Raw genomic sequence first — 25067 nt, 5'->3', positions numbered from 1 at the left:
GAACCATGGTGCGCAATTGCGCACCTGAGAATCTCGAGGTTCCGGGTTCGGTCCTGCGGACCGCCCCGGAACGACGGTGCTCCGAAGCACAAAAAAAGCCCCGCCCGGCGGGGGGAGGACCGGGCGGGGCCTGATGTCCGATTAAACACTGCTCGCGCCAGCCTGATGTGACGCGCCGGACATCGAATGGAGCGGCAGCGTTTTAGTCCAGCACCTCGACGATGCGGCGCGAGCGCGGCTCGACCAGCACGGTTTCGCCATTCACGACGGTATAGCGATAGGTCGTGGCGCCGAAGCGTTGCGGCACGTCATAATAGGTGATGCCGCTCTCGGGGAGGATGGCGCCGACCACCACGCGATCCGGAGTGCGGAAGGCTGGCACGCGTTGTTCGATGACGTATTCGCGGAAGGCCGGCCGCTGTTCGACGGCAATCGTCGGGGCGCTGTCGACCACGGCGGGTGCGCGTCCAATGGTGACATCGCTTTGCGCCTGCGCCGCAAGGGGCGAGCCGATCGCGGCCGCGAGCGCTGCAAGAGCAAGAATCCTGTTCCGCATGGATAACTCCTTCGACGTGATTCTGCGGGACGCGCCAGTGGCGCGACTGCTTGCCAATGCGGGCCTTAAGCCAATGTTCCGGGAAAGACCTGCCGCATTCGCGGCAATTTCGGGCAGTTTTCGTGAGTGCCGGGAACTCGCGGCGCGTCTTGCGCATCTCTACTCCCGGAACCTGGCCGGCTATGATCCGCGCGCGATTCGCCTCACCTCCACAGAAAGATTGTTCATGCACATCACCGTCGCCCACATTTCGCCGATCCTGTCGTTGATTGCGGGCGTGCTCATCCTGATCATGCCGCGGCTGCTCAATCTCATTGTCGCGATCTTCCTCATCGTCAACGGCGCGATCGGGCTCGGGCTCCTGAAGTGGCTGCGCTTCTAGGCGTTCACTTTTCGGAACTGTCCGACTTGCGCGGGCGCGCCCAAAATGGTGTAAGGCCCGCGATTTCCCATTCCTCTCGCAGGTTGTGTGCAAGCTATGGCCAAAGCCGCCTCGAAGCCCAAGAAAATCCCAGCGAAAATGCCAGCGAAATCAAAGTCCTCCTCCGTCGCGAAAGCCGCGCCGCCGGCCCGCAAGGCGCTGGCCAAGAGCGCGCCGAAGCCGGTCGCCAAATCTGTTGCCAAGCCCGCTGCTAAGCCGGCGGCAAAGGCCGTGAGGAAGGCGGCTGCGCCGAAGGTCGCTGCGAAGCCTGCACCGAAGAAGGCAGCGCCCGCCAAGGCGGCGCCGGCCGCGGCGAAGGCCGGCAAATGGGTCTACACGTTCGGCGACGGCAAGGCCGAGGGCCGCTCGGAGATGCGCGACCTGCTCGGCGGCAAGGGCGCCAACCTCGCCGAGATGGCCAATCTCGGCCTGCCGGTGCCTCCCGGCTTCACCATCCCGACCTCGGTCTGCACCTATTTTTACGAGCACGATAAGACCTATCCGAAGGAGCTGAAGCCGCAGGTTGAGAAGGCGCTGGACTATGTCGGCAAGTTGACCGGCAAGGTGTTCGGCGACACCAAGAACCCGCTGCTCGTCTCGGTGCGTTCCGGCGCGCGCGCCTCGATGCCGGGCATGATGGACACCGTGCTCAATCTCGGCCTCAACGACCAGACCGTGGAAGCGCTGGCGGAATTGTCTGGCGACCGCCGCTTCGCCTATGACAGCTATCGCCGCTTCATCACCATGTATTCCGACGTGGTGCTCGGCTTCGAGCATCATCACTTCGAGGAAATCCTCGATACCTTCAAGGATAGCCAGGGCTACACGCTCGACACCGATCTGTCCGCCGAGGACTGGGTCGAATTGGTCGGTAAGTACAAGGACGCGGTCGCGCGCGAGACCGGCAGGGAATTCCCGCAGGATCCGCACGACCAACTCTGGGGCGCGATTGGCGCCGTGTTCTCATCCTGGATGAACGCTCGCGCGGTGACCTACCGCAAGCTGCACGACATTCCGGAATCCTGGGGCACCGCGGTCAACGTACAGGCCATGGTGTTCGGCAACATGGGCGAGACGTCGGCGACCGGCGTTGCCTTCACCCGCAATCCCTCGACCGGCGAGAGCAAGCTCTACGGCGAGTTCCTGATCAACGCGCAAGGCGAGGACGTGGTGGCGGGCATCCGCACGCCGCAGGACATCACCGAGGAGGCGCGCAAGGAGTCGGGCTCCGACAAGGCGTCGATGGAATCGGCGATGCCGGAGGCTTTCAAGGAGTTGACGCGGATCTACACGCTGCTCGAGAAGCACTACCGCGACATGCAGGACATGGAGTTCACGGTCGAGCAGGGCAAGCTCTGGATGCTCCAGACCCGCGGCGGCAAGCGTACCGCCAAGGCGGCGCTGCGCATCGCGGTCGAGCTCGCCAATGAGGGCCTGATCTCGAAGAAGGAAGCGGTGACGCGGATCGATCCCGCTTCGCTCGACCAGCTCCTGCATCCGACCATCGATCCCAACGCCAAGCGCGACGTGATCGCGACCGGCTTGCCGGCGTCCCCGGGTGCTGCCTCCGGCGAGATCGTGTTCTCCTCGGACGAGGCCGCCAAGCTTCAAGGCGACGGGCGCAAGGTCATTCTGGTCCGCATCGAGACCAGCCCCGAAGACATCCACGGCATGCATGCCGCCGAAGGCATTTTGACCACCCGCGGCGGCATGACCTCGCACGCGGCGGTGGTCGCGCGCGGCATGGGCAAGCCTTGTGTCTCCGGCTGCGGCACCATCCGTGTCGATTACGGCCGCGGCACCATGAGCATCGGCTCGCGCACCTTCAAGACCGGAGATGTCATCACCATCGACGGCTCGCTCGGCCAGGTGCTCGCCGGCCGGATGCCGATGATCGAGCCGGAGCTGTCCGGCGAATTCGGCACGCTGATGAATTGGGCCGACCAGGTCCGCAAGATCGGCGTCCGCGTCAATGGCGACACGCCTGATGACGCGCGCACCGCGATCAAGTTCGGCGCCGAAGGCATCGGCCTCTGCCGCACCGAGCACATGTTCTTCGAAGAGACGCGCATCCGCACGGTGCGCGAAATGATCCTCTCCGAGGACGAGCAGTCGCGCCGCGCAGCGCTCGCAAAGCTGCTGCCGATGCAGCGCGCCGACTTCGTCGAGCTGTTCGAGATCATGAAGGGCCTGCCCGTCACGATCCGCCTGCTCGACCCGCCGCTGCACGAGTTCCTGCCGCACACCCATGCCGAGGTCGAGGAAGTGGCGCGCGCCATGAACACCGACCCGCGGCGTCTCGCCGACCGCGCCCGCGAGCTCTCGGAGTTCAATCCGATGCTCGGCTTCCGCGGCTGCCGTATCGCGATCGCCTATCCGGAGATCGCCGAGATGCAGGCGCGCGCGATCTTCGAGGCGGCGGTCGAGGCGCAGAAGCGTACCGGCAAGGCCGTCGGCCTCGAGGTGATGGTACCGCTGATCGCGACCAAGGCCGAGCTCGATCTCGTCAAGGCGCGGATCGATGCCACCGCGCAGGCCGTGATGCGCGAAACCAACACCAAGCTGGCCTATCAGGTCGGCACCATGATCGAGCTGCCGCGCGCCTGTCTGCTCGCGGCGGAGATCGCGGAAAGCGCCGAGTTCTTCTCGTTCGGCACCAACGACCTGACGCAGACGACCTACGGCATCAGCCGCGACGACGCGGCGAGCTTCCTCGGTCCGTACGTCGCGAAGGGCATCCTCTCGGTCGATCCCTTCATATCTTTGGATCAGGAAGGCGTCGGCGAGCTCGTCAAGATCGGTGTCGCCCGCGGCCGCAAGACCCGCGCCTCGCTCAAGGTCGGCATCTGCGGCGAGCACGGCGGCGATCCCGCCTCCGTCGCCTTCTGTCACCATATCGGTCTCGACTACGTCTCCTGCTCGCCCTACCGCGTGCCGATCGCCCGCCTCGCCGCGGCGCAAGCCGCGCTCGGGAAGGAGATCGCGAGCCAGGCGTGAGCAACGCACAATTTGAATGCGAGAGAGGCGGGGCCAAAACCCCGCCTCTCTCATTCTACGCAACGCTCTCTCCACACCGTCATTGCGAGGAGCCCTCGCGACGAAGCAATCCAGAATCCCTCGACGAAAAGACTTTGGATTTGCTTCGCTGCGCTCGCAATGACGAGTTCGTGGGACGGCGCCTTTGGGCCTTCACCTCGGCGAAGCCTCGGCGTAGCCGGGTCGCGGGGAATGATACCGGTGATGAGGAAGCGCTTTGCGCGAACGCCAACGCCGGGAACCCATCCCCCGTCCCGTGATGATACGTGCGCGCAAGGGTTCCTTCACCATTCGCGTTGACCAGATGTTTACCGCTTCACGTGGGGCCGCATTTACCAATGCGCCACATCGCCCCGTGAAAACACCTGTCTTCGCTTGCGTGTGCCGCTCGCGCAACGCGGATTAACGCCCCGGCAACCTAAATTGATTACTGACGATAAAGATCGAATTGCACGGATGTACTGAGTTCGATCGGACGAGCGTAAGCGTAGCGTGAGCGTATCGATGTCAGTGTTGCGTAACCATCCGAAGGGCGCGCGGTTCGCGTCCTTCGGTATCGGTCTCTGCATCTTCGCATTGATGCCGAGAGAGACCGGCTATCAGGACATTGCCTCTCTGCTGGCGCGCCAACCCGGCGTCGCCGAGCGTTGGCAGAAGCAGGTGTTCTCCGCGGCGTCCTCGATCCAGCTCGCCACCTACAGCTTTTCGCGCCCCATTGGCACCTCCGCTCCGCAGAGCGCGATGGTTCGGCTCGCGAGCCTCGACGGCCGCGACGTCACCGGCGCGATCAGCCGCAATCCTGCACTTCAAGCGCCGGCGCGCTACCAGTCGTCCGACTTTCCCAAGGTCGATCGCTCCCTGAAAGGTGATCGCCTCGCAATCGTCACGCCGACGCAATCTCCCGAGACGGTCGCGCCAGCTGCGGCGCCCGCCAAGGAAGATCCCGCGACGTCGAACAGCTCGGTGTTCGGCGCCAAGACCGCGGCATCACCTCGGGCGATGTCGCCGGAATCGGCGGCCGCGCTCGACCCCGAGCTCCAGGAAGCGCTGCGCGCACCGCCGCTGCCGCAATATTCCAACCCGCCGCAGGCCAGCGATGCGGCGCCCGCGTTCGCAGTGCAGCCGCTGGAAGCGCTGAAGCGGGCCACGACGCCGGTCGCGCCCGCGCGCGATCCCTTCAGCGTCAAGACCTCGAGCCTGTTCTTCGGCAGCTCCTCGCTTGGCGGCAATCTCGAGACCATTGAGAGCTGGCAGCCCGGGGCTGAGCCGCTGATCGTGACTCCCGACCCCGACATGAAGGTGACGGCCTCGTTGACACCGCCGACGGCGGAGATCGCCAAGGACATCGAGAGCGGCGAGAGCGTTGCTCCGAAGGGCGAGGTCAACGTCGACAACCAGCGCAGCAGATCGCCGGCGGAGCGGCTCGCGCTCGACGACAAGTCGCGCGCGAAGGCGGAGAAGTGCCTCGCCGAAGCCGTCTACTTCGAATCTCGCGGCGAGGCCGTGCGCGGCCAGATCGCGGTGGCGCAGGTGGTGATGAACCGCGTGTTCTCCGGCAAATATCCCGAGACCGTGTGCGGCGTGGTCTACCAGAACAAGTACCGCCATTTCGCCTGCCAGTTCACCTTCGCCTGCGACAACAATCCGGACGTGATCCGCGAGCCCGAAATGTGGGAGCGCGCCAAGAAGATCTCGAAGGCGATGCTGGATGGCCAGATCTGGCTGCCCGAGGTCGGCAAGTCGACGCATTACCACGCCTATTGGGTGCGCCCGTCCTGGGTCGCCGAGATGAAGAAGATGTACAAGACCGGCGTGCACACCTTCTATCGGCCGCGCAACTGGGGCGACGGCAGCGAGGAACCAAGCTGGGGCACCCCGGCCCAGACCGCCGCACTCTCGGCCGAACTCGCGCAGGAAGCCAAGAGCTCGGCCGAAATGGGCGAGCGGCGGTAGCCTACGGCCTGCTGCCGCATGCGCAGCTGCGCTCCCATGCTCCGCTTGCGGGGCGTGGCAAACACATCACGCCTCGATGTCCAACGCGCAGTCGAAGTTCGGCGCCGAATGCGTCAGCGCACCCGCCGATGCGTAATCGACCCCAGTCGCCGCGATGGTCGCGATCGACTCCAGCGTGACGCCGCCGGACGCTTCCAGCTTGAGACGGCCCTCGTTGATCCTGACCGCCTCGCGCAACATCGCAAGATCCATGTTGTCCAGCAGCACGGCGTCAGCCATTCCAGTGTCCAGCACCTCGCGCAGCTGCGCCAGCGTATCCACCTCGATCTCGATCTTGACGAGGTGGCCGGCGTGAGCGCGGGCGCGCTCCAGCACGGGACGGATACCGCCGGCGACCGCGATGTGGTTGTCCTTGATCAGGATGGCATCGTCGAGCCCGAAGCGATGGTTGAAGCCGCCGCCGCAGCGCACCGCGTATTTCTCCAGCGCGCGCAATCCCGGCGTGGTTTTTCGCGTGCAGCAGATGCGCATCCTGGTGCCTTCGGTGCGTGCGACATAGTCCGCCGTGAGCGTGGCTATGCCAGACAAGCGGCCGACGAAGTTCAGCGCGGTCCGCTCCGCCGTGAGAATGGCGCGCGCGGGACCCGAGATCGTCAGCACATGCTGGCCGCGAGCGACCCGCGCGGCATCGCGGACATCTGCGCGCACCTCGATGTCAGGCGACAGCTTCTGCAAGGTTGCGAGCGCCAGCGGCAGCCCGGCGATCACGCCGGACTGGCGCGCGACGAGGATCGCTTGTGCCCTGGTCGTTTCCGGAATCGTCGCAAGCGAGGTGATGTCGCCGGCGCGGCCGAGGTCCTCGTCGAGCGCGCGCTGGACGGCCGCATCGGTCGCGAGCGGAGAGAGAAAGGCATCGGAATTGAGTAGTGAGCTCGGGGTGATCATGGAGTCTCCTCAGGCGATCACGGATTGCGCAATGCGTGGCAGCGAATGCTCGTTCAGGCTCTCCGCGACCTCGCGCGCCGCGGCGAGCGTGGTCATCGTTCTCTGCGCCAGCGCAGAGTTATCGGCCGGATGATCCGAACGGAAATGTGCACCGCGGCTCTCGTGCCGCGTCCAGGCCGCAGCGGCGACGAGCAGGGCGGATGTCGCCATGTTGCGGACAGCGACGTTGCCGGCTTCGTGCTCGAGCGTGGCGAAGTGGCGCACCGCTTGCGCAAGCCCGTCACGGTCGCGGATCACGCCGACATGCGCGCTCATCATCGTGCGCAGCCGCTTCACCGCTGCAGCATCCAGCGTGCCAGAGCGCGGCGTCACCCATGCCTCTGGTAGGCGGGCGGGCGAGGGCACCGTGCGGCCCGCGATGTCGTCGGCAATGCGGGCGGCATAGACGACGGCTTCGAGCAGCGAATTCGAGGCGAGCCGGTTGGCGCCATGCGCCCCGGTCGAGGACACTTCGCCGGCGGCCCAGAGCCCGTCGATCGAGCTGCGGCCGCGCGCGTCCACGGCGATGCCGCCCATGTGGTAGTGCGCGGCGGGCGCAATCGGAATCGGGTGCGTCGCGGGATCGATGCCGGCTGCGATGCAGCTCGCATGCACGGTCGGAAACTTCGTCGCGAAGCGCGCGCCCAGCGCCTGCCGCGCATCGAGGAAGGCGCCGCGTCCGGCCGCGATCTCGGCGAACACGCCACGGGCCACGATATCGCGCGGTGCGAGCTCGGCGAGGGGGTGGCGCGCTCTCATGAATCGCTCGCCATTGCCGTCGATCAGCGTCGCGCCTTCGCCGCGCAGCGCTTCGGTGGCGAGCGGTGCCGGGTCGCGGCCGACCATGATGGCGGTGGGGTGGAACTGCACGAATTCAGGGTCGGCGATCACGGCGCCGGCGCGCGCTGCGATCGCAAGGCCCGAACCGCCCGCTTCCGGCGGGTTGGTGGTGACGGCGTAGAGATGGCCGAGACCGCCGGTCGCCAGCACGACCGTACGTGAGGCGAGCACGACCGGGGCTGCAGCGGGCTTGCCGGCCTCGCGCAATTGGAGGCCGGTGACCGCGCCGTCCTCGGTCAACAGTGCCTCGGCGACAAAACCTTCCATCAGGCGGATCGAGGGCGTGCGACGCACCGCCTCGCTCAGAACCGCGATGATCGCGGCGCCCGCCCCATCGCCGCGCACATGCACGATGCGACGGGCCGAATGCGCAGCTTCGCGTCCGACGGCAAGCCTGCCGTCGAGATCGCGATCGAACGGCACACCATAGGCGAGAAGATCATGGATGCGCGATGCAGCCTCGCGCGCGATCCCGAGTGCGACGGCTTCATCGACAAGTCCGCCGCCGACCGCGATTGTATCGGCGGCGTGCGCCTCCGGCGTATCGCCTTCGGCCACTGCTGCCGCGATGCCGCCTTGTGCCCATGCGGAGGATGCGCCCTGTCCGAGCGGTGCCGCCGAGATCAAGGTCACCGGCCGCGGCGCGAGCTTCAGCGCGCAGAACAGTCCGGCAAGGCCACCGCCGACGATGACGACGTCGTCGCTGCTGCGGATGAGGTTGTGGATGTTGCTTGTTGCCATGGTTTTCTCCAGTCACTCCGCTGTGGTCCCTGCGAAAGCAGGGGCCGATACCTCGCGCCAGAAGTTGCTGGGCGAAGCTCGTTGTTCTTCGCCAAACATCTTCCTGTGGTTATGGGGCCCGGATCTGCGCGCTTGTCCGGGACCACAGCTGCGTTTGTGGCTGCGTCTCAATTCCTGAGATTGATCATGCGCTCGACCGAGTGCCGCGCGCGTTGTGCAAGCGCGGGATCGATCGTCACCTCCTCGCGAAGCGTCAACAGGCTCTGCAGAATGTTCGCGAGCGTGATGCGCTTCATGTGTGGGCAGAGATTGCAGGGGCGGAGCATCTCGACGTCAGGCAGCTCGGCCCGCACATTGTCGGCCATCGAGCATTCGGTGATCATGACGAGCCGGCGCGGCCGCTTCGCGCGCACCCAGTTGATCATGTGCGCGGTCGAACCGGTGAAGTCGGCTTCCGCCAGCACGTCCGGCGGGCACTCCGGATGCGCGATGATTTGGACGGACGGATCGGCCTCGCGAAAGCTCCGCAGCTCCTCGCCCGTGAAGCGCTCATGCACTTCGCAGGCGCCTTTCCAGGCGATGATCTTCACGTCGGTCTTCGAAGCCACGTAAGTGGCGAGGTATCGGTCGGGCAGGAAAATCACGCTCGGCGCGTTCAGACTCTCGACCACCTGCACCGCGTTCGAGGACGTGCAGCAGATATCGACTTCCGCCTTCACCTCTGCCGAGGTGTTGACATAGGCAACGACGGGCACGCCGGGAAATTTCTCGCGGAGCAGCCGCACGTCCGCACCGGTGATGCTCGCGGCAAGTGAGCAGCCCGCGCGCGAATCCGGGATCAAGACGGTCTTGTCCGGATTGAGCAGCTTCGAGGTCTCCGCCATGAAGTGCACGCCGCACTGGACGATGACGTCGGCCTTCACCTTGGTGGCTTCGACCGCGAGCTGGAGCGAGTCGCCGCCGATATCGGCGACGCAGTGGAAGATCTCCGGGGCTTGGTAGTTGTGGGCGAGGATGACCGCGCCCCGCGCGCGCTTCAGCTCGTTGATCGCGTGAATCGTCGGTGCCATCAGCGGCCATTCGATCGGCGGGATCACGTGCTTCACGCGGTCGTAGAGCGGCGCGGTGGCGCGTTCGACCGCCGGTGTCCATTCCAGCGAGGGCATCGGCAATGTCGATCCCGCGGGCACGGGCGCCGCGCGGCGGGAGGTGTCGGGCTGGCCCTGCGGCCGGTTGGCAAAGTCGTCGGGACCGTAAATTCCAGTGATCGGCATTGAAGCCTCCCAAGCATGGTTGTTATGCTCATATTGAGAATATATGGGGTCCGAGAAATCCGGCCGAGAGGCCGGTCAAACGTCGTTGGGACCTAATATGCTCAATATGAGTAAATCCAAGATAGCACGCGCCGCCGCGTGCCGCTAGGTCCTGCCGCACACATTCCCGTCAATTCGCGGCTGATGCGCCAGGCGAGGGCGCATTGAAACGCAATGCTCCCGCGTCAGCTCCTCGTGGAATGCAACCGTTTTTGACTTGGGATTTTCATGCAGATGCATTAAACGGGCTCTCCCGCGGCTGCTGAGTTGCGGATCCGCGAATGACAGACGAGGACAACCATGTCGACACAGATCGGCGAGCTCGCTCCGGCCTCACGTTCCTCCAACTGGCGTAGCCCGGCCGTCATCATCCTTTGCGGTTGCGCGATCGGCATGCTCGGCTTCGGACCACGCTCGGCGCTCGGCTTCTTCGTGCAGCCGATGAGCCACGAATTCAGCTGGGGCCGCGACGTGTTTGGCCTCGCCATCGCCGTGCAGAATCTGTTGTGGGGGCTGGGCCAGCCGTTCGCCGGTGCGGTCGCGGATCGCTTCGGCCTGTTCCGGGTGATGTGCGTCGGCGCTTTGCTCTATGCCGGCGGCCTGCTCTTGATGCGCTACTCCTCGACGCCGCTGTCGCTCGACATCGGCGCCGGCGTGATGGTCGGCTTTGGCCTCGCCGGCTGCTCGTTCAATCTCGTGCTGTCGGCGTTCAGCAAGCTCTTGCCGGCCGAGAAGCGCGGCCTTGCCCTCGGTGCCGGCACGGCGGCGGGATCGTTCGGGCAGTTCCTGTTCGCGCCGATCGGCGTTGCGTTGATCGATAATTTCGGCTGGCAGCAGGCGCTCTCCGTATTCGGCTTCCTGATGCTGCTGATCATTCCGCTGTCGCTGGCGCTCTCGACGCCTCCGGTCGCGAATACGGCAAACGCGACGCCGGCGGATGAGCAGACCTTCACCAGGGCGCTGGCCGAAGCCTTCGGCCACCGCTCCTACGTGCTCCTGGTGCTCGGCTTCTTCACCTGCGGCTTCCAGCTCGCCTTCATCACCGTGCATCTGCCGGCCTTTCTGGTCGACCGCGGTGTCTCGACGCAAACCGGCGGCTGGGTGATCGCCGCGATCGGCCTGTTCAACATCATCGGCTCGCTCAGCGTCGGCTATCTGCAAAACTATCTGCCCAAGCGCTACATCCTCTCGGCCATCTACTTCACGCGCGCGCTTGCGACGCTCGCCTTCATCTCGTTCCCGATCACACCGTTCTCGGCAATCGCATTCGGCGCGATTTCCGGCTTGACCTGGCTGTCGACGGTGCCGCCGACCTCCGCGCTGGTGGCGCTGATGTTCGGTACGCGCTGGCTTGCGACGCTCTACGGCTTTGCCTTCGTCAGCCATCAGGTCGGCGGCTTCCTCGGCGTCTGGCTCGGGGGCATCGTGTTCGAGCGCTTCGGTTCCTACACGCCGATCTGGTGGCTCTCGATCCTGTTCGGCGTGCTCTCGGCGCTGATCAACCTTCCGATCGTGGAGAAACCCGTCGCACGGCTAGTGCCGGCGATTTGAAGTTCCTGCAGAGCAAGCCGCGAAATCGTTCAGGAACTTCAAATCGATAACCGGCACTAGGATATAATGTGTTTGCTGGCGCTCCTCTTAATTCCGAAGTTCGCTCGCGTGGCGCCGACGAGGTTTGCGAACTTCGGAATTGGAGCGCCAGTTGCGCAGCCGGCCTGATCGGTTAAACAATCCCGACAAACAAAGTCAGGGAGCGTAATCGTGGCCACATTCAAGGCGATCCGGATCGACAAGGCGGACAAGGGCACCACCGCGCAGCTCGCGCAGTTCGACGAAGCCGAACTGATGGAGGGCGACGTCACGGTCCGCGTCGAATGGTCGACGTTGAACTACAAGGATGGCCTTGCACTGACCGGCAAGGCGCCGGTGGTGCGCCGCTTCCCCATGATCGCCGGCATCGACTTTGCCGGCACGGTCGAAGCGTCCTCGCATCCGCAGTGGAAGGCGGGCGACAAGGTCGTCTGCACCGGCTGGGGCATGGGCGAGACCCATCTCGGCGCTTATGCCGAGAAGGCGCGGGTGAAGGGCGACTGGCTGGTCGCCTTGCCGCAGGGCCTGTCGGCGCGCGACGCCATGGCGATCGGCACCGCCGGCTTCACCGCGATGCTCTCGGTGCTGGCGCTGGAGAAGCACGGTCTCTCGCCAAAGAGCGGCCCCGTGGTGGTAACGGGCGCGGCCGGCGGCGTCGGCTCGGTCGCCACCGCCGTGTTGTCCAAGCTGGGCTACCACGTCATCGCCTCGACCGGCCGCGCGGCCGAAGCCGACTACCTCAAGCACCTCGGTGCTGCCGAGGTCATCGACCGCAACGAATTGTCGGCACCGGCAAAACCCCTCGCCAAGGAGCGCTGGGCCGGCGGTGTCGACAGCGTCGGCTCGACCACGCTGGCGAATCTCCTGTCGATGACGAAATACGGTGGCGCGATCGCCGCCTGTGGCCTGGCGGCGGGCATGGACCTGCCGTCCTCTGTCGCGCCTTTCATTTTGCGCGGAGTGTGCCTTCTCGGCATCGATTCCGTGATGTGCCCGCTTCCGCCCAGGAAAGCCGCCTGGCAGCGTTTGGCCTCCGATCTGGATCGGACGAAACTCTCTGAAATCACTCAGGAAATTTCGCTCGACGAGGTCCCCGGATGGGGCGCCAAAATCCTCGCCGGCCAGGTCCGCGGCCGCGTCGTGGTAAAAATTGTCTAACGGCGTTCAGACTTTACCAACCAAGCTGCTTCAATGTTGCCTTGGTTAGTATGGTAAGCAGCGGGTAAAGAGATAAGGCATCGCCCGCTGCGGGGGTTGGTTCGGAGTTGAGCATGCTTGCGCGTATTGTGTTGGGGGCTGTCACGGCGGCAGCGACGTTCGCGCCGGCCATTGCCGGAAGCATGAACGCCGACGAGGCGCGCCGCTTCGTGGCCGGCAAGGTGTTTGCCTTCACCTGTTTCGACGGCACCCGCGGTGCAGGCCGCATCCTCGACGATCTCGGCGCCGCCGGTGCAGTGCAGTTCTCGGGCTCAGGCCCGGTGAAGCATCTCCGACTCCCCGGCAATACCCTCCAAATCCGCGGCCAGAACGTCTGCGCCTCGATCAAGGGCATACCGTTCGAGCCCTGCTTCAACCTGGAAAAGACCGACGAGCGCAGCTTCCGCGGCTCGGTGTCGGGCATGGGCTTCGCCTATTGCGACTTCCATCACCAGGGCGGCAATCAGATGCTGATGGCGCGGGCTGCGGCGCGGCCACGCTCGCTGCGCTCCGCAGAGCACACCGGCTCGGTCGCCGCCTCGAACACCGAAGTCGCCGCACGCGTCGAGACGCCGCGTGTCGAGAGCAGCCGGCTCGAGCCGGTGAGGTCCGAAGCCAAGTCCGAGCCAGCGAAGAACGAGGGCCCGCTGGAGCTGCGTCGGTCGACCCAGTGAGCTGGCCTGCGCGGAACAATCCGCGCACTTTGTCGTCGAAGACGTCCATCGACGAAGCCGCCGTGCCGTAGTCATACGGACGGCGGCCTTCATGCGTTGGTAGCTCTTCGCGCTTCAGTTTGCGTGCGGCCGGGGGGCGGTCCCACGCAAGGGTTCAACGATGTCGCTCTATTTCTTCCGCATCAGCACCGGCCGCTATTCCGGCGCCGCCGACCTGCCGTACGAGTTCGAGGATCGCGCAGCCGCCTGGACCGAGATGACCGAGGTGTGCGCCAATCTGCTCGGCGGCATCGCGCGCAGCCTGAAGCCGAACGCCGCGTGGTGCATGGAGCTGCTCGACGAGAACAAGAAGCCGGTCTTTCGAATCAGCCTCGTCGGTGAGGCGGTCGGATGCAAGGCATCCTAGATCCGACTTGAAGCTGCAATTTACAACGATGACGAGATCATTTCCCTTCGCGCACCGCGGCCGTGGAGGAGCAGGGGGCGGCGACTCAGGAGATCTCTCGCAACATCCAGCACGCCGCGCAAGGCACCTCCGAAGTCTCGGCGAACATCAGCGAAATCCAGCGCGGCGCCGGCGAGACCGGAGCTGCGTCGGCACAGGTGCACGTCGTCGAGCTCATCAACACCATCGCGGGCCAGACCAACCTCCTCGCGCTGAACGCGACGATCGAGGCGGCGGGCGCAGGCGAAGCCGGCCGCGGCTTTGCCGTCGTCGCCTCCGAAGTCAAGGCACTGGCCGAGCAGACCGCGTGAAGAGGTGAGCATCTCGCCTGACGTTTACGATCCCGTCTGCGGAGCCGGCGGTGCGACCTGTCGCCGGAACAGGATGCGCTGGTAGAGCCAGCCGATCGCGACCAGCACGACGCCGAGGCACATGAACGAAAGCGCACGATAGACGCCGGTCAGCGTCGACATATCGATGACGAAGGCCTTCAGGATCGTCAGCGCAATGACCGCGGCCGATGCCAGCCGCGCCCGTTCCGAATTGACGAGGATGCCGACGCCGAGCAGCACCACGCCGAAAGCGAGCCAGCCGATCGAATAGGTGTATTGCTCGGCACCCGTGGTCGGTCCGGTAGACAGGATCGGGCCGTGATAGAAGCGGCGGATCTCCAGCGTGACATAAGCGAGCGCGAACACGAGCGCGCAACCAGCAATCGTATTGGCGTAGACCTTGCCACGCTGTTCTACCACGGCATAGGACAGCAGCAGCAGCAGCACCGCCGGCAGCGCGTAGCCGAGCAGCAGCAGATTGAACACCGCGCCGCCGACGTCGGTGCGCCACAGCAGCGGATTTTCAAGGATCAAGAGGCCGAACACGCTGACGAGTCCGGCGATCGCCGTCAGCACGACCGCGCCGACATTGTGCACGATGCTGCGGCTGCGCAGCCGCAGGCGCTCCAGCCCGATCGCCATCGCCAGCGTGACGCAGGCTTGCAGCGCGAACTCGAGCAGCGAGGGCGCCACCATCATGCGGCCACCGGTCGCAAAGTGCCGGATCTCCATGAAAGCAAGCAGTGCAGTGAACAGGATGGCGGCGGTCTCGACCATGCGCAGCGGCGCATCGTCGGCGCGGCGGCGCAGGAAGATGCTCGCGGCCCAGAACGATGCCGCCGGCAGGCCGTAGCCCCACAGCAGCCAATTGAAGATTGGCGTGGTGCCGACGGCATCGCCGACGATGCGGGGATCGTAGGCGATGCGCGCGGTGACGAGGCCGGCGAAGATGGCGGCGAGCCAGCGCAGGAACGGAATCGGCCGCTGCAACGAGATCCAGGCGGTGCCGAGCGACATCAGCGCCAGTGCGATCGTCAGCCAGCCCTTCTCCAGCGCGAAGGTCAGCGCCAGCGCCATTGCGCCGAGCGTGCCGGTCGCGAACAGGGCCGTGGAGATCGCGATACCCGGGCGGGTCTCGCGGCGCGTGAGCGCTTCGGTCGCCGCGCCGAAGGCAGCGGCGAGCAGTACCGCGAGAATTGCAAACGGGATCGAGCGGTCGAGATGAGCGATACGCGCGTAGAGCGCCACCAGGATCGCAATCGGCGTCGCGACTGCAGATGCGGACCACACGACCGGAATGATCGCCGAGTTCGAGCGGCCTTGCGCCAGGAAGCCGGCGATGCCGAAGCCGGCGGCGAAGATCGCGGCCGCCACCAGATGCAGCGTCACCGCGCTGTCGATCGCGGTCGGTCCGATGCCGGGCATGGCGCCGCCCGGCAGCACCAGCATGTCGGGATTGGCGCGCACCGCCCATTCGGCGAACACGATGAAGACGGTCGCCGCGGCGGCGCCGAGGGCGCCCGTGGCCGCTGGCGCACGCCAGGCGACGAACAGCGTGCCCGCGACGAGAAGCGTGAAGGCGATCAGCGCGAGATCCGCATGTGCGCTCGATAGCACGACCAGCATCGCAGCGAACAGATAAGCGCCGAACGCGCCCGACGAGACCGGCTCGATCTCGCCGTCCTCGAAGCTGGGTCCGAACATGAAGCCACACACCACGAGCAGTGCGGCGAGTACGAAGCCCGCGATCACATGGAAGGCGTGTGGCGCGACCTGTAACTCTTCCGTATCGAGACCCGGGAAGATCCAGAGCACAGCGAAGGCAATGGTCGTGACCGCAAGCCAGCGCCAGAGCCGGATGCGGGCGAGACCAAAACTCGCGGCGGTCACAATCGCAAGATAAATATAGAGCGCCCAATAATCCGGCTTGCCGCTGGAGACGAGGATCGGCGTCACGAAGGCGCCGACCACGCCAAGGCCGGCCAGCGCGGGCCCATGCAGCAGCGCTGCGGCCAGCGTGGCCATCGCAACGATGCCGAGCAACACGAAGGCCGTCGCCGGCACGAGCAAGCCGTAGAGCGCGTAGGCCGCGTAGATGGTCGCGAACGCCACTGCCGTGCCGGCTGCGGTGAGGATCGCGGGGATATTGGCGATCGGCAGCGCCTGGACGGTGGAGATGCTCTCCTTGCGCCGCGTCCATTCGCCGGCGCCCAGCAATGCAGCCGCGAACAGGCCGCCGAGGAGCACGCGCACGCCGGGGCCGAGGAGCCCGGCCTCGATCGAATAGCGCACCATGAAGAAGCCGCCGAGCGCGAGCGCAAGTCCGCCGATCCACACCACCCAGCGGGTGCCGAGGCGTTCCTCGAACCCTGGCGCCGCTTCCGTTACGCGAGGCGGCGCGTCGGCGCCCGTGCCCGGTTCAAGCGGAGGCGGTGATACATCTTCGGTGATGGGCGCAGGCGGTGCCGTTTCGGCTTCCGGCGCAAGCGGCGGCGGCTCAGCGGCTGTGGTCGTCGCGGGCGCTTCAGCCTGCACCTGCGCAGGCATCAGCGGCGGCGGTTGCACAGGCCGCAGCGCGTGAAACTTCTCTTCGAGCAAGTTCAGCCGGCGGCGCAGCTCGGTCGCCTGGCTGGACGCCTTGATCGCGATCAGGAAGGCGATGATCGCAATGATCAGCGCCAAGACGTCGAACGGGCCGTCGAACATGAAGCCTCCAGGTAACCGGCGGGCAGGGGCCGGTACCACAAATATCAGGATCTAGCGCCGGGAGCGTACGCGCAAGCCTGGTGCGGGCCGCTCCTGGAGCACCTCGCGGCGGAAGCGGTAGAGCGCCGCCGGCCGTCCGCCCGTCTGTGTCGACATCACCCCGGTCGGTTCGACCAAGGCTTCCATTTCGACCAGGCGGCGGAAATTCTGCTTGTGCAGATGCCGGCCGGAGATCGCCTCCACCGTGTGTTGCAATTCGGTAAGTGTGAATTCAGCTGGCAAAAGTTCAAAGACGACAGGACGATACTTCAGTTTTGCACGCAGCCGAGCGATCGCCGTGGCGAGAATCCGGCGGTGGTCGAACCGCATCGAGGTCCCGAGCGGAGGAAGCGACTTGCGCGCTAATGCCGCAGGACGGCCGTCCCGCCGCGCCTCCTCGATCAACCCGGCCTCGTACAAGAGCTCGTAGCGGTCGAGCACGCGCTCCTCGTCCCAAGGCGCGCCGTCGAGACCGAAATAGAACCTCACGCGGTCCTTCCTCGGCAGCGCGCGTGTCGTCTCCGGCGTCTCCTCCTCGGCCCACTTGGTCAGCGCCGGGATGATGTCGCGGGCGATGATCTCTGGCGGCTGCTCGCGCCAGTCTTCCCAGGGGAAGAAGCGGTACCATGGCGCGAAGCTCGCCGCGTTTGCTGCGAGTTCGCCGTCCACGGGGCGCGTCAGCGCGAGATAGCCGATCGACACCATGTGCGCGCCGGTGTCCCCGGCTTCGGCATGACGGCCGCGGTCGCCGAAGGTGTAGAGCTGCTCGACATAGCCGAGCCGCAGGCCCGCCTGTTGCTCGACCCAGGCGCGCAGGCCCATCTCGAAGGTGCGATGGCTCACTGCGTCGAACGGACCGAACGGCAGGCCGGCAAGCCCGTCAGCACCGCGCGCGGTGAGGATCAGCGGCTCGTGATCCTCGATCGCGACGATCGCGGCGGTGAGGCCAATCTCGATCGGCGTCAGCTGCGTGTCGCTCATGCGGTTAGGCTTGCAGGTGTTGCCACGTCATGCCCTGGCTTGTCCCGGGCATCGACGTTCTTCGGGCCGCGGGAAAGCTCGTGGATGGCCGGGACAAGCCCGGCCATGACGATGTGGATGCATCTGCGCATCAGAACGCGCGCAGTTCCGTTGCGGCTGCTATTCGACTCCCGCCTCATTCGAGCTCGATCACGAAGGGGCGTCCCTCCACCATCATCGCAGCGGGGCCCATCTCGTCGAGCGCGCGCAGCATGCGGCCGTTGCGCCCGAGTGCACGATCGGCGAGGCTGACGATGCGCCGGTTGGGTGAGGCGATCGGCGAGGCCGCGCGGATCTTCCTGGCGATCTCGATCTCGTCGCGATTGGGATTGAGCGCGCACACGGCCGCAAACGCGCTCGCGGTGGAGCGGCTGATGCCGGCATAGCAATGCACCACCAGCGGCGCGCTGCGGTCCCAGCCGCGCACGAAGTTCAGCACTTGCTCGATATGCGTCTCCGATGGCGCGATGAAGCCGTCCATCTCCTCGGTGATGTCGTCCATCGACACTTTGAGGTGGTTGGCGGGGAGCACCGACACCGGGCGCGCGACCTGCTCGACATTGGCCATCACGGTCAGCACATGGCTGGCGCCTGTGGTGCGGACAGTCTCGGGAAGCGCGGCGAGGGAACAGACATGGATCATGGCGGACCTTTTTGCCGGCGATTATAGCGAGCGCTTGTAGAGTGGGCAAAGGCGCATCGCGCCGTGCCCACCATGTCCAGTCGCGCGCATCTAGTTTGGTGGGCACGCTTCCGCTTTGCCCCCTCCAGGAAGGGATGATGCTACGCGAGCACCGCGCCAAAGCGCTCCAGAAACTGCTTCTCGGCCCGCGCCGCGGTCCAGGGCGTGAGATAGTCGCGCCGGACGCTGTCGGGTAGGCCGGGATCCTTGCCGAACAGGCGCCGCGCCTCGCTCTCGCTGAAACCCGCGAGCTCGGTTGCTTCGAGGTAGGCGGCGCCGCGATCGGCAGCCTTGATCGATTGCGTGATCTCCTCCGGCAGCACGGGCGGTAGCCCGAACCGGATATGGATGGCGCCGAGAAGCCGCTTCTCGACCGCCTTGTAATGACCGTCGAGTACGGCCTTGAAGGGCGAGATCATGTCGCCGATCACATATTCGGGCGCATCGTGCAGCAGGGCTGCGAGCCGCACGCGCTGATCGACACGTGGCATCTCGTGCCGCAGCACGGTCTCCACCAGCAACGTATGCTGCGCGACCGAAAAGATGTGCGCGCCAAGGGTCTGCCCGTTCCAGCGCGCCACCCGCGCCAACCCATGGGCGATGTCGGCGATCTCGATGTCGAGCGGAGAGGGATCGAGCAGATCGAGCCGCCGGCCCGACAGCATGCGCTGCCAGGCGCGGGCCTCCTCGTCGCGCGCCGCTTTCTTCGCCGTCATCTGGCCTTGAGGCGGGGCTTGCGCTGCGTCTTGCCGCAGGTCGCGTGACAGTGGCAGTCGACCAGGTGGTCGTTGACCATGCCGGTCGCCTGCATGAAGGCGTAGACGATGGTCGGGCCGACGAATTTGAAGCCGCGCGAGGACAGCTCCTTGGAGATCTGCACCGACAGCGGCGTCGAGGCCGGCACGCTTGCACTGGTCTTGAAATGGTTCACCTTGGGCTGTCCGTCCATGAAGTCCCACAGCAGTTTCGAGAAGCCCGGGCCTTTCTCCATGATGTCGAGATACGACTTCGCGCTCAGGATCGCGCCTTCGATCTTGGCCTTGTTGCGCACGATGCCGGCATCGTTCATCAGTGCGTGAATCTTCTTGGCGTTGTAACGCGCGATCTTCTCCGGCTGGAAATCGTCGAAGGCTTTGCGGAAATTGTCGCGCTTGCGCAGGATCGTGATCCAGGACAGGCCGGCCTGGAAGCCGTCGAGGATCAGCTTCTCGTACAGCGCGCGATCGTCATATTCCGGCACGCCCCATTCGGTGTCGTGATAGGCGACATAAAGCGGATCTTCGCCCGGCCAGGGGCAGCGGGTCAGACCATCCGGATGCAGACGGGGAGCGCGGCTCATGCGATGGGCTGCTTGGCTGGAATTCGAACGGTGTCCGGTTCAGCGAGCGTCAAACTCAGCCCCCCAGCGGTGAGCGGCTGACCCGCGTCGAGCGCATCGGCAACGCGGTCGATCCGCACCAAGGCAATGCCCTTGCCGCCGGCCGTCGAGCCGATCGTGCCGACAGGCTTGTCGCCGGCGAGAATGGTCGCGCCGATTTCGGGTGAAGGACCGTCGAGCAGCACCTTGACGCTGCGGGTGCGCGCGGTGCCGCGATGCTGCATCCGCGAGACGACCTCCTGGCCGACATAGCAGCCCTTGTCGAAATCGACGCCGGCGAGTCGATCCATGTTGGTCTCGTGCGGGAACGCATCGCCATACATGAAATCGAGCCCGCCGCGCGGCACGCCGAGCGCGATACGGTGCGCCTCGTATTCGGCCCCATCGACCAGCGCGGCGCCGATGAGGTCGGACAGCTTCTGCTTGAGATGTTCCGGGATCAGAATGCGGGTGCCGAGCCCGTCGTTCCGTGGATCGACGAAGGCAAGATCGGGCTGGATCGCGGGGCGGCCGTCCCAGGCCGCGAGCACACCGAGATCGTCGGAAAGGTTGTCCACCGTGACCTTGGCGCGCAATTTGTAGAATTTGAGCTTGGTGGCGAGGGTGTCCGCCAGCGCTTTCGGGCAGTCGATCAGGAACCCGCCGCCGTGACCGGCGGGCGCCTCCGTGATCAGGAAGTCAACGATGATCTTGCCCTGCGGCGTCAGCAGCGCGCCGAATCGCCCAAGGCCGGGCTTCAGCCTGTCGACGTCGGTCGTGACCAGGCCGTTGAGGAAGTTGCGCGCATCCTCGCCCGCGACCTTGACCACGCCCCGGTCGGGAAGAAACGCCGATTTCATGCGAAAATCTCTTGCGACATGTTGCTCCGGAACGTAAGCCCGCAACGCATAAACGACAAGACCTCGAGCCCTGCGCTTGGGGATGAGAGAGGCCTTCAGCCATGAGCCAGCGTTTCGATGCGATTCTCAAGGGCGGCACCGTGGTCAACCAGGACGGCGAGGGTGTTCGCGACATCGGAATCGCGGGCGGTCGCATCGCCGAGCTGGGCCCGCTGTCGCAAGGCTCAGCCGCCGAGGTGATCGACTGCAAGGGCCTGCACATCCTGCCCGGTGTAATGGACACGCAGGTGCATTTCCGCGAGCCCGGGCTGACGCACAAGGAAGACCTCGAGACCGGCTCGCGCAGCGCCGTGCTGGGCGGCGTCACCGCGGTGTTCGAAATGCCGAACACCGCGCCGCTGACGGTGACGGAGGCCGAATTCACCGGCAAGGTGAAGCGGGCCCATCACCGCATGCATTGCGATTTCGCCTTCTTCATCGGCGGCACCCGCGAGAACGTGCAGGACCTGCCGGTGCTCGAGCGCGCACCGGGCTGCGCCGGCGTCAAGGTCTTCATCGGCTCGTCCACCGGCGCGCTGCTGGTCGAGGACGACGAGAGCCTGCGCCGCATCTTCCAGGTGATCCGCCGCCGTGCCGCCTTCCACGCCGAGGACGAGTACCGCCTCAACGAGCGCAAATCGCAGCGCATCGAGGGCGATGCCCGTTCGCATCCGGTCTGGCGCGACGAGACCGCGGCGTTGATGGCGACGCAGCGCCTGGTCAAGCTCGCGCACGAGACGGGCAAGCGCATCCACGTGCTGCACATCTCGACCAAGGAAGAGATCGAGTTCCTGCGCGACCACAAGGACGTCGCCTCCTGCGAGGCGACGCCGCACCATCTCACGCTGGTCGCGCCCGAATGCTACGAGCGGCTCGGTACGCTCGCGCAGATGAACCCGCCGGTACGTGGGGCCGATCATCGCGCCGGCATCTGGCGCGGCATCGAGCAGGGCATCATCGATGTGCTCGGCTCCGACCATGCCCCGCATACGCTGGAAGAGAAGCAGAAGACCTATCCGGCCTCGCCTTCGGGCATGACCGGCGTGCAGACGCTGGTGCCAATCATGCTCGATCACGTCAACGCCGGACGCCTGTCGCTGGCAAGATTCGTCGATCTCACCAGCGCCGGTCCAGCACGCCTCTACAACATGGCCTGCAAGGGCCGCATCGCTGCCGGCTACGATGCCGACTTCACCATCGTCGACCTGAAGCGCAGCGAGACCATCACCAACGAATGGGTCGCGTCCAAAGCCGGCTGGACTCCCTATGACGGCGTCCGCGTCACCGGCTGGCCCGTCGGCACCTTCATCCGCGGCCGCCGCGTGATGTGGCAGGGCGAGCTGGTGACGCCCTCGCAGGGCGAGCCGGTGCGGTTTTTGGAGACGCTGAAGCAGTAAGCTTCTGGCGGGGGACGACGCACTATCCCGTCATTGCGAGGAGCCCTTGCGACGAAGCAATCCAGAAACCCGCCGCGGAAAGATTCTGGATGCTTCGCTGCGCTCGCAATGACGAGGGGAGAGACCCGTAGCCCGCACGAGCGCAGCGATATGCGGGACGTCGCCTTGGCGTGATTCTGCTTGAGACGTCCCCGAGTTTCGCTACGCTCACCCGGGCTACGGCTTTGTAATGCGAGGCGACAATGTCCCAGCCAGCCGCCCTCATCACCACCGAGCAACTCGCCGCGATGCTCGACGATCCCGATCTCCGCCTCTACGACTGCACGACGTACAACGAACCAGTTCCGCCGGGCAGCGACGTGCCCTATCGTGCGGTGCCCGGCGACAAGACTTTCGCGGCTGGTCACATCCCCGGCGCCGATTTCCTCGACCTGCAAGGTGAGTTCTCCGACACCTCGTCGCGACACTTCTTCATGATGCCCGATGTGGCCCAGCTGGAGGCTGCCTTCGGCCGCCATGGCCTCGATGCGGGCAAGATCATCGTGCTCTACAGCATCGGGACCATGATGTGGGCAACGCGGTTCTGGTGGATGCTGCGCTCGCTCGGCGTCGATGCCCGTGTGCTCGACGGAGGCTTCGATAAATGGAAGGAGGAGGGGCGGCCGATTGAGACGGGCGCACCGAGGGGCTATCCAGCCACGACCTTCAAGGCCGCGCCGCGCGTGGGCTTTTTCGTCGACAGGAATGTCGTGAAGGGGCGGATCGGCGATCCCTCGACAGTCATCGTCAACGCGCTCGGGCCCCAGTTTCATCGCGGCCTCGAGCCGAGCCGCTACGGCCGGCCGGGCCGCGTTCCCGGCAGCGTCAACGTTCCTGCAGCCATGCTCGTGAATGCCGACAAGACGCTGACGAGCCTTGCAGATGCGCAAGCGAAGTTCGCGGCCCGGGGCATCACGCGCGACAAGACCGTGATTCTCTATTGCGGAGGCGGCATCTCGGCCACGATCGACCTCTTCTTGCTGACGCAACTCGGCTACGACAAGCTGACGCTGTACGATGCCTCGATGGGCGAATGGGCAAGGGACCCGGCGCTGCCGATCGAGACGGATTGAGGGGGTGGCTCTTGGCCTCCGGGTAAGAGCCACGAGTAAACAAAATCGGGAACCTTTCCCCTGGGCCTGCATCCAATGGCCGGAACCAATGGAGACGAGGAAACCGCCATGCCAGGGACCGCAGCCGGCCTGTCGGCCGGCGCCAGGACTTCGGAAGCCGCGCTGGTCGACCGGGCGCGGCGCCGGGACGAGACCGCCTTGCGCGAGATCATGCAGGCCAATAACCGCAGGCTCTACCGCCTCGCGCGAGGCATCCTGCGCAGCGACAGCGAGGCCGAGGATGTGGTGCAGGAAACCTATGTCCGCGCATTCACGCATCTCGACGGCTTTCGCGGCGAGTCCGGACTGTCGACCTGGCTGTCGCGCATTGCCATCAACGAGGCACTTGGCCGGGCACGCAGCGCCAGACCGCATGTCGAGCTCGGCGCGGTGCCGGAACGGGCGCTCGAGGCGCAGATCATCAAATTCCCTGTTTCTCCTCCAGGCGATCCGGAAAGGACCATGGCCCAGCGTGAAATCCAGCGTGTGGTCGAACGCGCCATCGACGAATTGCCGGATGTCTTCCGCATGGTCTTCGTCGCCCGGGTCATGGAGGGGATGACGGTCGATGAGACCGCCGATCTGCTCGGTGTGAAGCCCGAAACTGTGAAGACGCGGCTGCACCGCGCTCGCACCATGCTGCGCGAGAACGTCGAGAAGGAGATCGGCCCGGTGGTTATGGATGCGTTCCCCTTCGCCGGGCGACGATGTGAGCACTTGACCGAGGCTGTGCTGAAGCGGCTCGGGTTCGGAGCCTGAAGTTTTCGGGAACGTTTGCGCGAAATGTCCATCCAACTCCTGTGAAGCAACGTGCCGGCCAAACGTCCGGCACCACAGGAGGATCAAGCCATGTTCATCCGATCGAGCGCGGCAATCGCCGCCGCCGTTCTGCTGTCGAGTCCCGTGCTGCCACAGGGCGCTCGTGCGGCCGATAAGCTCACCGATCCGCAGATCGCGCATATCGCCTACACCGCCGGCGTGATCGACATCAACGCGGCGAAGCAGGCGATGAAGAAAGCCAAGAACAAGGATGTGAAGGCGTTTGCCGAGGACATGGTGCGCGACCACGAGGCCGTGAACAAGCAGGCGCTCGCGCTGGTCAAGAAGCTGAACGTCACGCCTGAAGACAACGACACCAGCAAGGCGCTGTCGAAGCAGGCCAGCGAGAAGCTAGCCGAGCTCGACAAGCTGAGCGGCGCGGCCTTTGACAAGGCCTATGTCGCGAACGAAGTCGCCTACCACAAGACGGTCAACGGCGCCCTCGAAACCCAGCTCATTCCGTCCGCCAGCAATGCCGAGCTGAAGAACCTGCTGCAGACCGGCCTGAAGATCTTCCAGGGACATGAGCAGCACGCCGAACATGTCGCGGCCGAGCTGAAATAGGAGATGGGATGATGCCGGGACGTCTCGCTTCAACCGCGCTTGCAGTCGTCTTCCTGACGATGGTCGTCCCGGCAGACGCCGCGACCATAGAGATCACGATGGAGAATCTCGTGATCTCGCCGGCCGAAATATCGGCGAAGGTGGGCGATACCATTCAATGGGTCAACAAGGACGTCTTCGCTCATACCGCGACCGCGAGGAACGGCGATTTCGACGTGACGCTGCCGCCGAACAAATCGGCGGCGTCGGTTCTGAAGAAGGCTGGAACGGTCGAATATTACTGCCGCTATCATCCCAACATGAAAGCGATGCTCAAGGTCGAGCCTTGAGGAGGAAAGGAGCGCGTTCGCG

22 protein-coding genes and 1 pseudogene are annotated in these 25067 nt (G+C 65.4%); 13 read left to right on the top strand and 10 right to left on the bottom strand.

Going from position 1 to position 25067, the window contains the following annotated elements; all coding sequences use genetic code 11:
- Positions 1–202: 202 nt before the first annotated feature.
- Positions 203–556 carry a DUF1236 domain-containing protein gene (locus BRAD3257_RS29440; protein ID WP_122404787.1) on the bottom strand — a complete coding sequence of 118 codons (354 nt, stop codon included), beginning with the start codon at positions 554–556 and terminating at the stop codon, positions 203–205.
- Between the two features lie 226 nt (positions 557–782).
- Between BRAD3257_RS29440 and BRAD3257_RS29435 the strand changes: the two genes are divergently transcribed.
- The 3 genes from BRAD3257_RS29435 to BRAD3257_RS29425 all read left to right on the top strand — a co-directional run bounded on the left by BRAD3257_RS29435 (position 783) and on the right by BRAD3257_RS29425 (position 5966).
- On the top strand, positions 783–938 hold the full coding sequence (locus BRAD3257_RS29435; protein WP_008562090.1) for a DUF3096 domain-containing protein: 156 nt from the start codon (positions 783–785) through the stop codon (positions 936–938).
- A 96-nt stretch (positions 939–1034) separates the two neighbouring features.
- A complete protein-coding gene (gene ppdK / locus BRAD3257_RS29430; RefSeq protein ID WP_162500400.1) occupies positions 1035–3974 on the top strand; it encodes a pyruvate, phosphate dikinase in 2940 nt (979 codons plus the stop codon).
- A gap of 543 nt (positions 3975–4517) precedes the next feature.
- On the top strand, positions 4518–5966 hold the full coding sequence (locus BRAD3257_RS29425; protein ID WP_162500399.1) for a cell wall hydrolase: 1449 nt from the start codon (positions 4518–4520) through the stop codon (positions 5964–5966).
- A 66-nt stretch (positions 5967–6032) separates the two neighbouring features.
- Here BRAD3257_RS29425 and nadC read toward each other — a convergent pair whose 3' ends face one another.
- The 3 genes from nadC to nadA all read right to left on the bottom strand — a co-directional run bounded on the left by nadC (position 6033) and on the right by nadA (position 9805).
- On the bottom strand, positions 6033–6911 hold the full coding sequence (nadC, locus tag BRAD3257_RS29420) for a carboxylating nicotinate-nucleotide diphosphorylase (protein ID WP_122404784.1): 879 nt from the start codon (positions 6909–6911) through the stop codon (positions 6033–6035).
- 9 nt (positions 6912–6920) lie between these two features.
- Entirely contained in the window at positions 6921–8531 is a 1611-nt protein-coding gene (locus BRAD3257_RS29415; RefSeq protein ID WP_122404783.1) for an L-aspartate oxidase, read from the bottom strand.
- Positions 8532–8698: 167 nt separating this feature from the next.
- Positions 8699–9805 carry a quinolinate synthase NadA gene (gene nadA, locus BRAD3257_RS29410; RefSeq protein ID WP_122404782.1) on the bottom strand — a complete coding sequence of 369 codons (1107 nt, stop codon included), beginning with the start codon at positions 9803–9805 and terminating at the stop codon, positions 8699–8701.
- Positions 9806–10144: 339 nt separating this feature from the next.
- Here nadA and BRAD3257_RS29405 point away from each other — a divergent pair, with 339 nt between their 5' ends.
- From BRAD3257_RS29405 to BRAD3257_RS42300, 5 genes and pseudogenes are all read left to right on the top strand, one after another.
- A complete protein-coding gene (locus BRAD3257_RS29405) occupies positions 10145–11395 on the top strand; it encodes an MFS transporter (RefSeq protein WP_122404781.1) in 1251 nt (416 codons plus the stop codon).
- 210 nt (positions 11396–11605) lie between these two features.
- Positions 11606–12592: an acrylyl-CoA reductase (NADPH) gene (gene acuI, locus BRAD3257_RS29400; protein ID WP_122404780.1), complete on the top strand. Its 987-nt coding sequence runs from the start codon at positions 11606–11608 to the stop codon at positions 12590–12592.
- 113 nt (positions 12593–12705) lie between these two features.
- Positions 12706–13305 (top strand): hypothetical protein, encoded by a 600-nt coding sequence (locus tag BRAD3257_RS29395; RefSeq protein WP_122404779.1) that lies wholly within the window; start codon positions 12706–12708, stop codon positions 13303–13305.
- A gap of 160 nt (positions 13306–13465) precedes the next feature.
- A complete protein-coding gene (locus BRAD3257_RS29390; RefSeq protein ID WP_122404778.1) occupies positions 13466–13711 on the top strand; it encodes a DUF6894 family protein in 246 nt (81 codons plus the stop codon).
- 200 nt (positions 13712–13911) lie between these two features.
- A pseudogene (locus BRAD3257_RS42300) lies at positions 13912–14058 on the top strand (methyl-accepting chemotaxis protein); the annotation flags it as partial.
- Positions 14059–14085: 27 nt separating this feature from the next.
- Here the strand turns inward: BRAD3257_RS42300 and BRAD3257_RS29380 are convergent.
- From BRAD3257_RS29380 to ygfZ, 6 genes are all read right to left on the bottom strand, one after another.
- Complete coding sequence (locus tag BRAD3257_RS29380) at positions 14086–16788, bottom strand: DUF2339 domain-containing protein (RefSeq protein ID WP_122404776.1); 2703 nt, start codon at positions 16786–16788, stop codon at positions 14086–14088.
- A 51-nt stretch (positions 16789–16839) separates the two neighbouring features.
- Positions 16840–17808, bottom strand: a complete 969-nt coding sequence (locus BRAD3257_RS29375; protein ID WP_122404775.1) for an NUDIX hydrolase — start codon at positions 17806–17808, stop codon at positions 16840–16842.
- A gap of 175 nt (positions 17809–17983) precedes the next feature.
- Positions 17984–18490: a tyrosine phosphatase family protein gene (locus tag BRAD3257_RS29370; RefSeq protein WP_122404774.1), complete on the bottom strand. Its 507-nt coding sequence runs from the start codon at positions 18488–18490 to the stop codon at positions 17984–17986.
- A 140-nt stretch (positions 18491–18630) separates the two neighbouring features.
- Entirely contained in the window at positions 18631–19245 is a 615-nt protein-coding gene (locus tag BRAD3257_RS29365; RefSeq protein ID WP_122404773.1) for a YfbR-like 5'-deoxynucleotidase, read from the bottom strand.
- Positions 19242–19868, bottom strand: coding sequence for a DNA-3-methyladenine glycosylase I (locus BRAD3257_RS29360; RefSeq protein WP_122404772.1), 627 nt, complete (start codon positions 19866–19868; stop codon positions 19242–19244). The genes BRAD3257_RS29365 and BRAD3257_RS29360 overlap by 4 nt, the downstream gene beginning before the upstream one ends.
- A complete protein-coding gene (ygfZ, locus tag BRAD3257_RS29355; RefSeq protein ID WP_122404771.1) occupies positions 19865–20746 on the bottom strand; it encodes a CAF17-like 4Fe-4S cluster assembly/insertion protein YgfZ in 882 nt (293 codons plus the stop codon). Before ygfZ ends, BRAD3257_RS29360 begins: the two co-directional genes overlap by 4 nt.
- Positions 20747–20847: 101 nt before the next feature.
- Here ygfZ and BRAD3257_RS29350 point away from each other — a divergent pair, with 101 nt between their 5' ends.
- The 5 genes from BRAD3257_RS29350 (at position 20848) to BRAD3257_RS29330 (ending at position 25045) form a co-directional block, all read left to right on the top strand.
- Complete coding sequence (locus BRAD3257_RS29350; RefSeq protein WP_122404770.1) at positions 20848–22182, top strand: dihydroorotase; 1335 nt, start codon at positions 20848–20850, stop codon at positions 22180–22182.
- A 242-nt stretch (positions 22183–22424) separates the two neighbouring features.
- Positions 22425–23294: a sulfurtransferase gene (locus BRAD3257_RS29345; protein ID WP_122404769.1), complete on the top strand. Its 870-nt coding sequence runs from the start codon at positions 22425–22427 to the stop codon at positions 23292–23294.
- Between the two features lie 108 nt (positions 23295–23402).
- Entirely contained in the window at positions 23403–24092 is a 690-nt protein-coding gene (locus BRAD3257_RS29340; protein ID WP_162500398.1) for an RNA polymerase sigma factor, read from the top strand.
- A 90-nt stretch (positions 24093–24182) separates the two neighbouring features.
- Complete coding sequence (locus tag BRAD3257_RS29335; protein WP_122404767.1) at positions 24183–24716, top strand: DUF4142 domain-containing protein; 534 nt, start codon at positions 24183–24185, stop codon at positions 24714–24716.
- Between the two features lie 8 nt (positions 24717–24724).
- The gene (locus BRAD3257_RS29330; RefSeq protein WP_122404766.1) at positions 24725–25045 is read left to right on the top strand and encodes a cupredoxin domain-containing protein; all 321 of its coding nucleotides are present in this window, start codon (positions 24725–24727) and stop codon (positions 25043–25045) included.
- The last annotated feature ends 22 nt before the right edge of the window (positions 25046–25067 follow it).

This window comes from Bradyrhizobium vignae (assembly GCF_900324035.1).
In the GTDB taxonomy this organism is placed as follows: Bacteria; Pseudomonadota; Alphaproteobacteria; order Rhizobiales; family Xanthobacteraceae; genus Bradyrhizobium; species Bradyrhizobium vignae.
The sequence above is the reverse complement of the archived record's forward strand: the minus strand, read 5'-3'. Positions and strand labels throughout refer to the sequence as shown.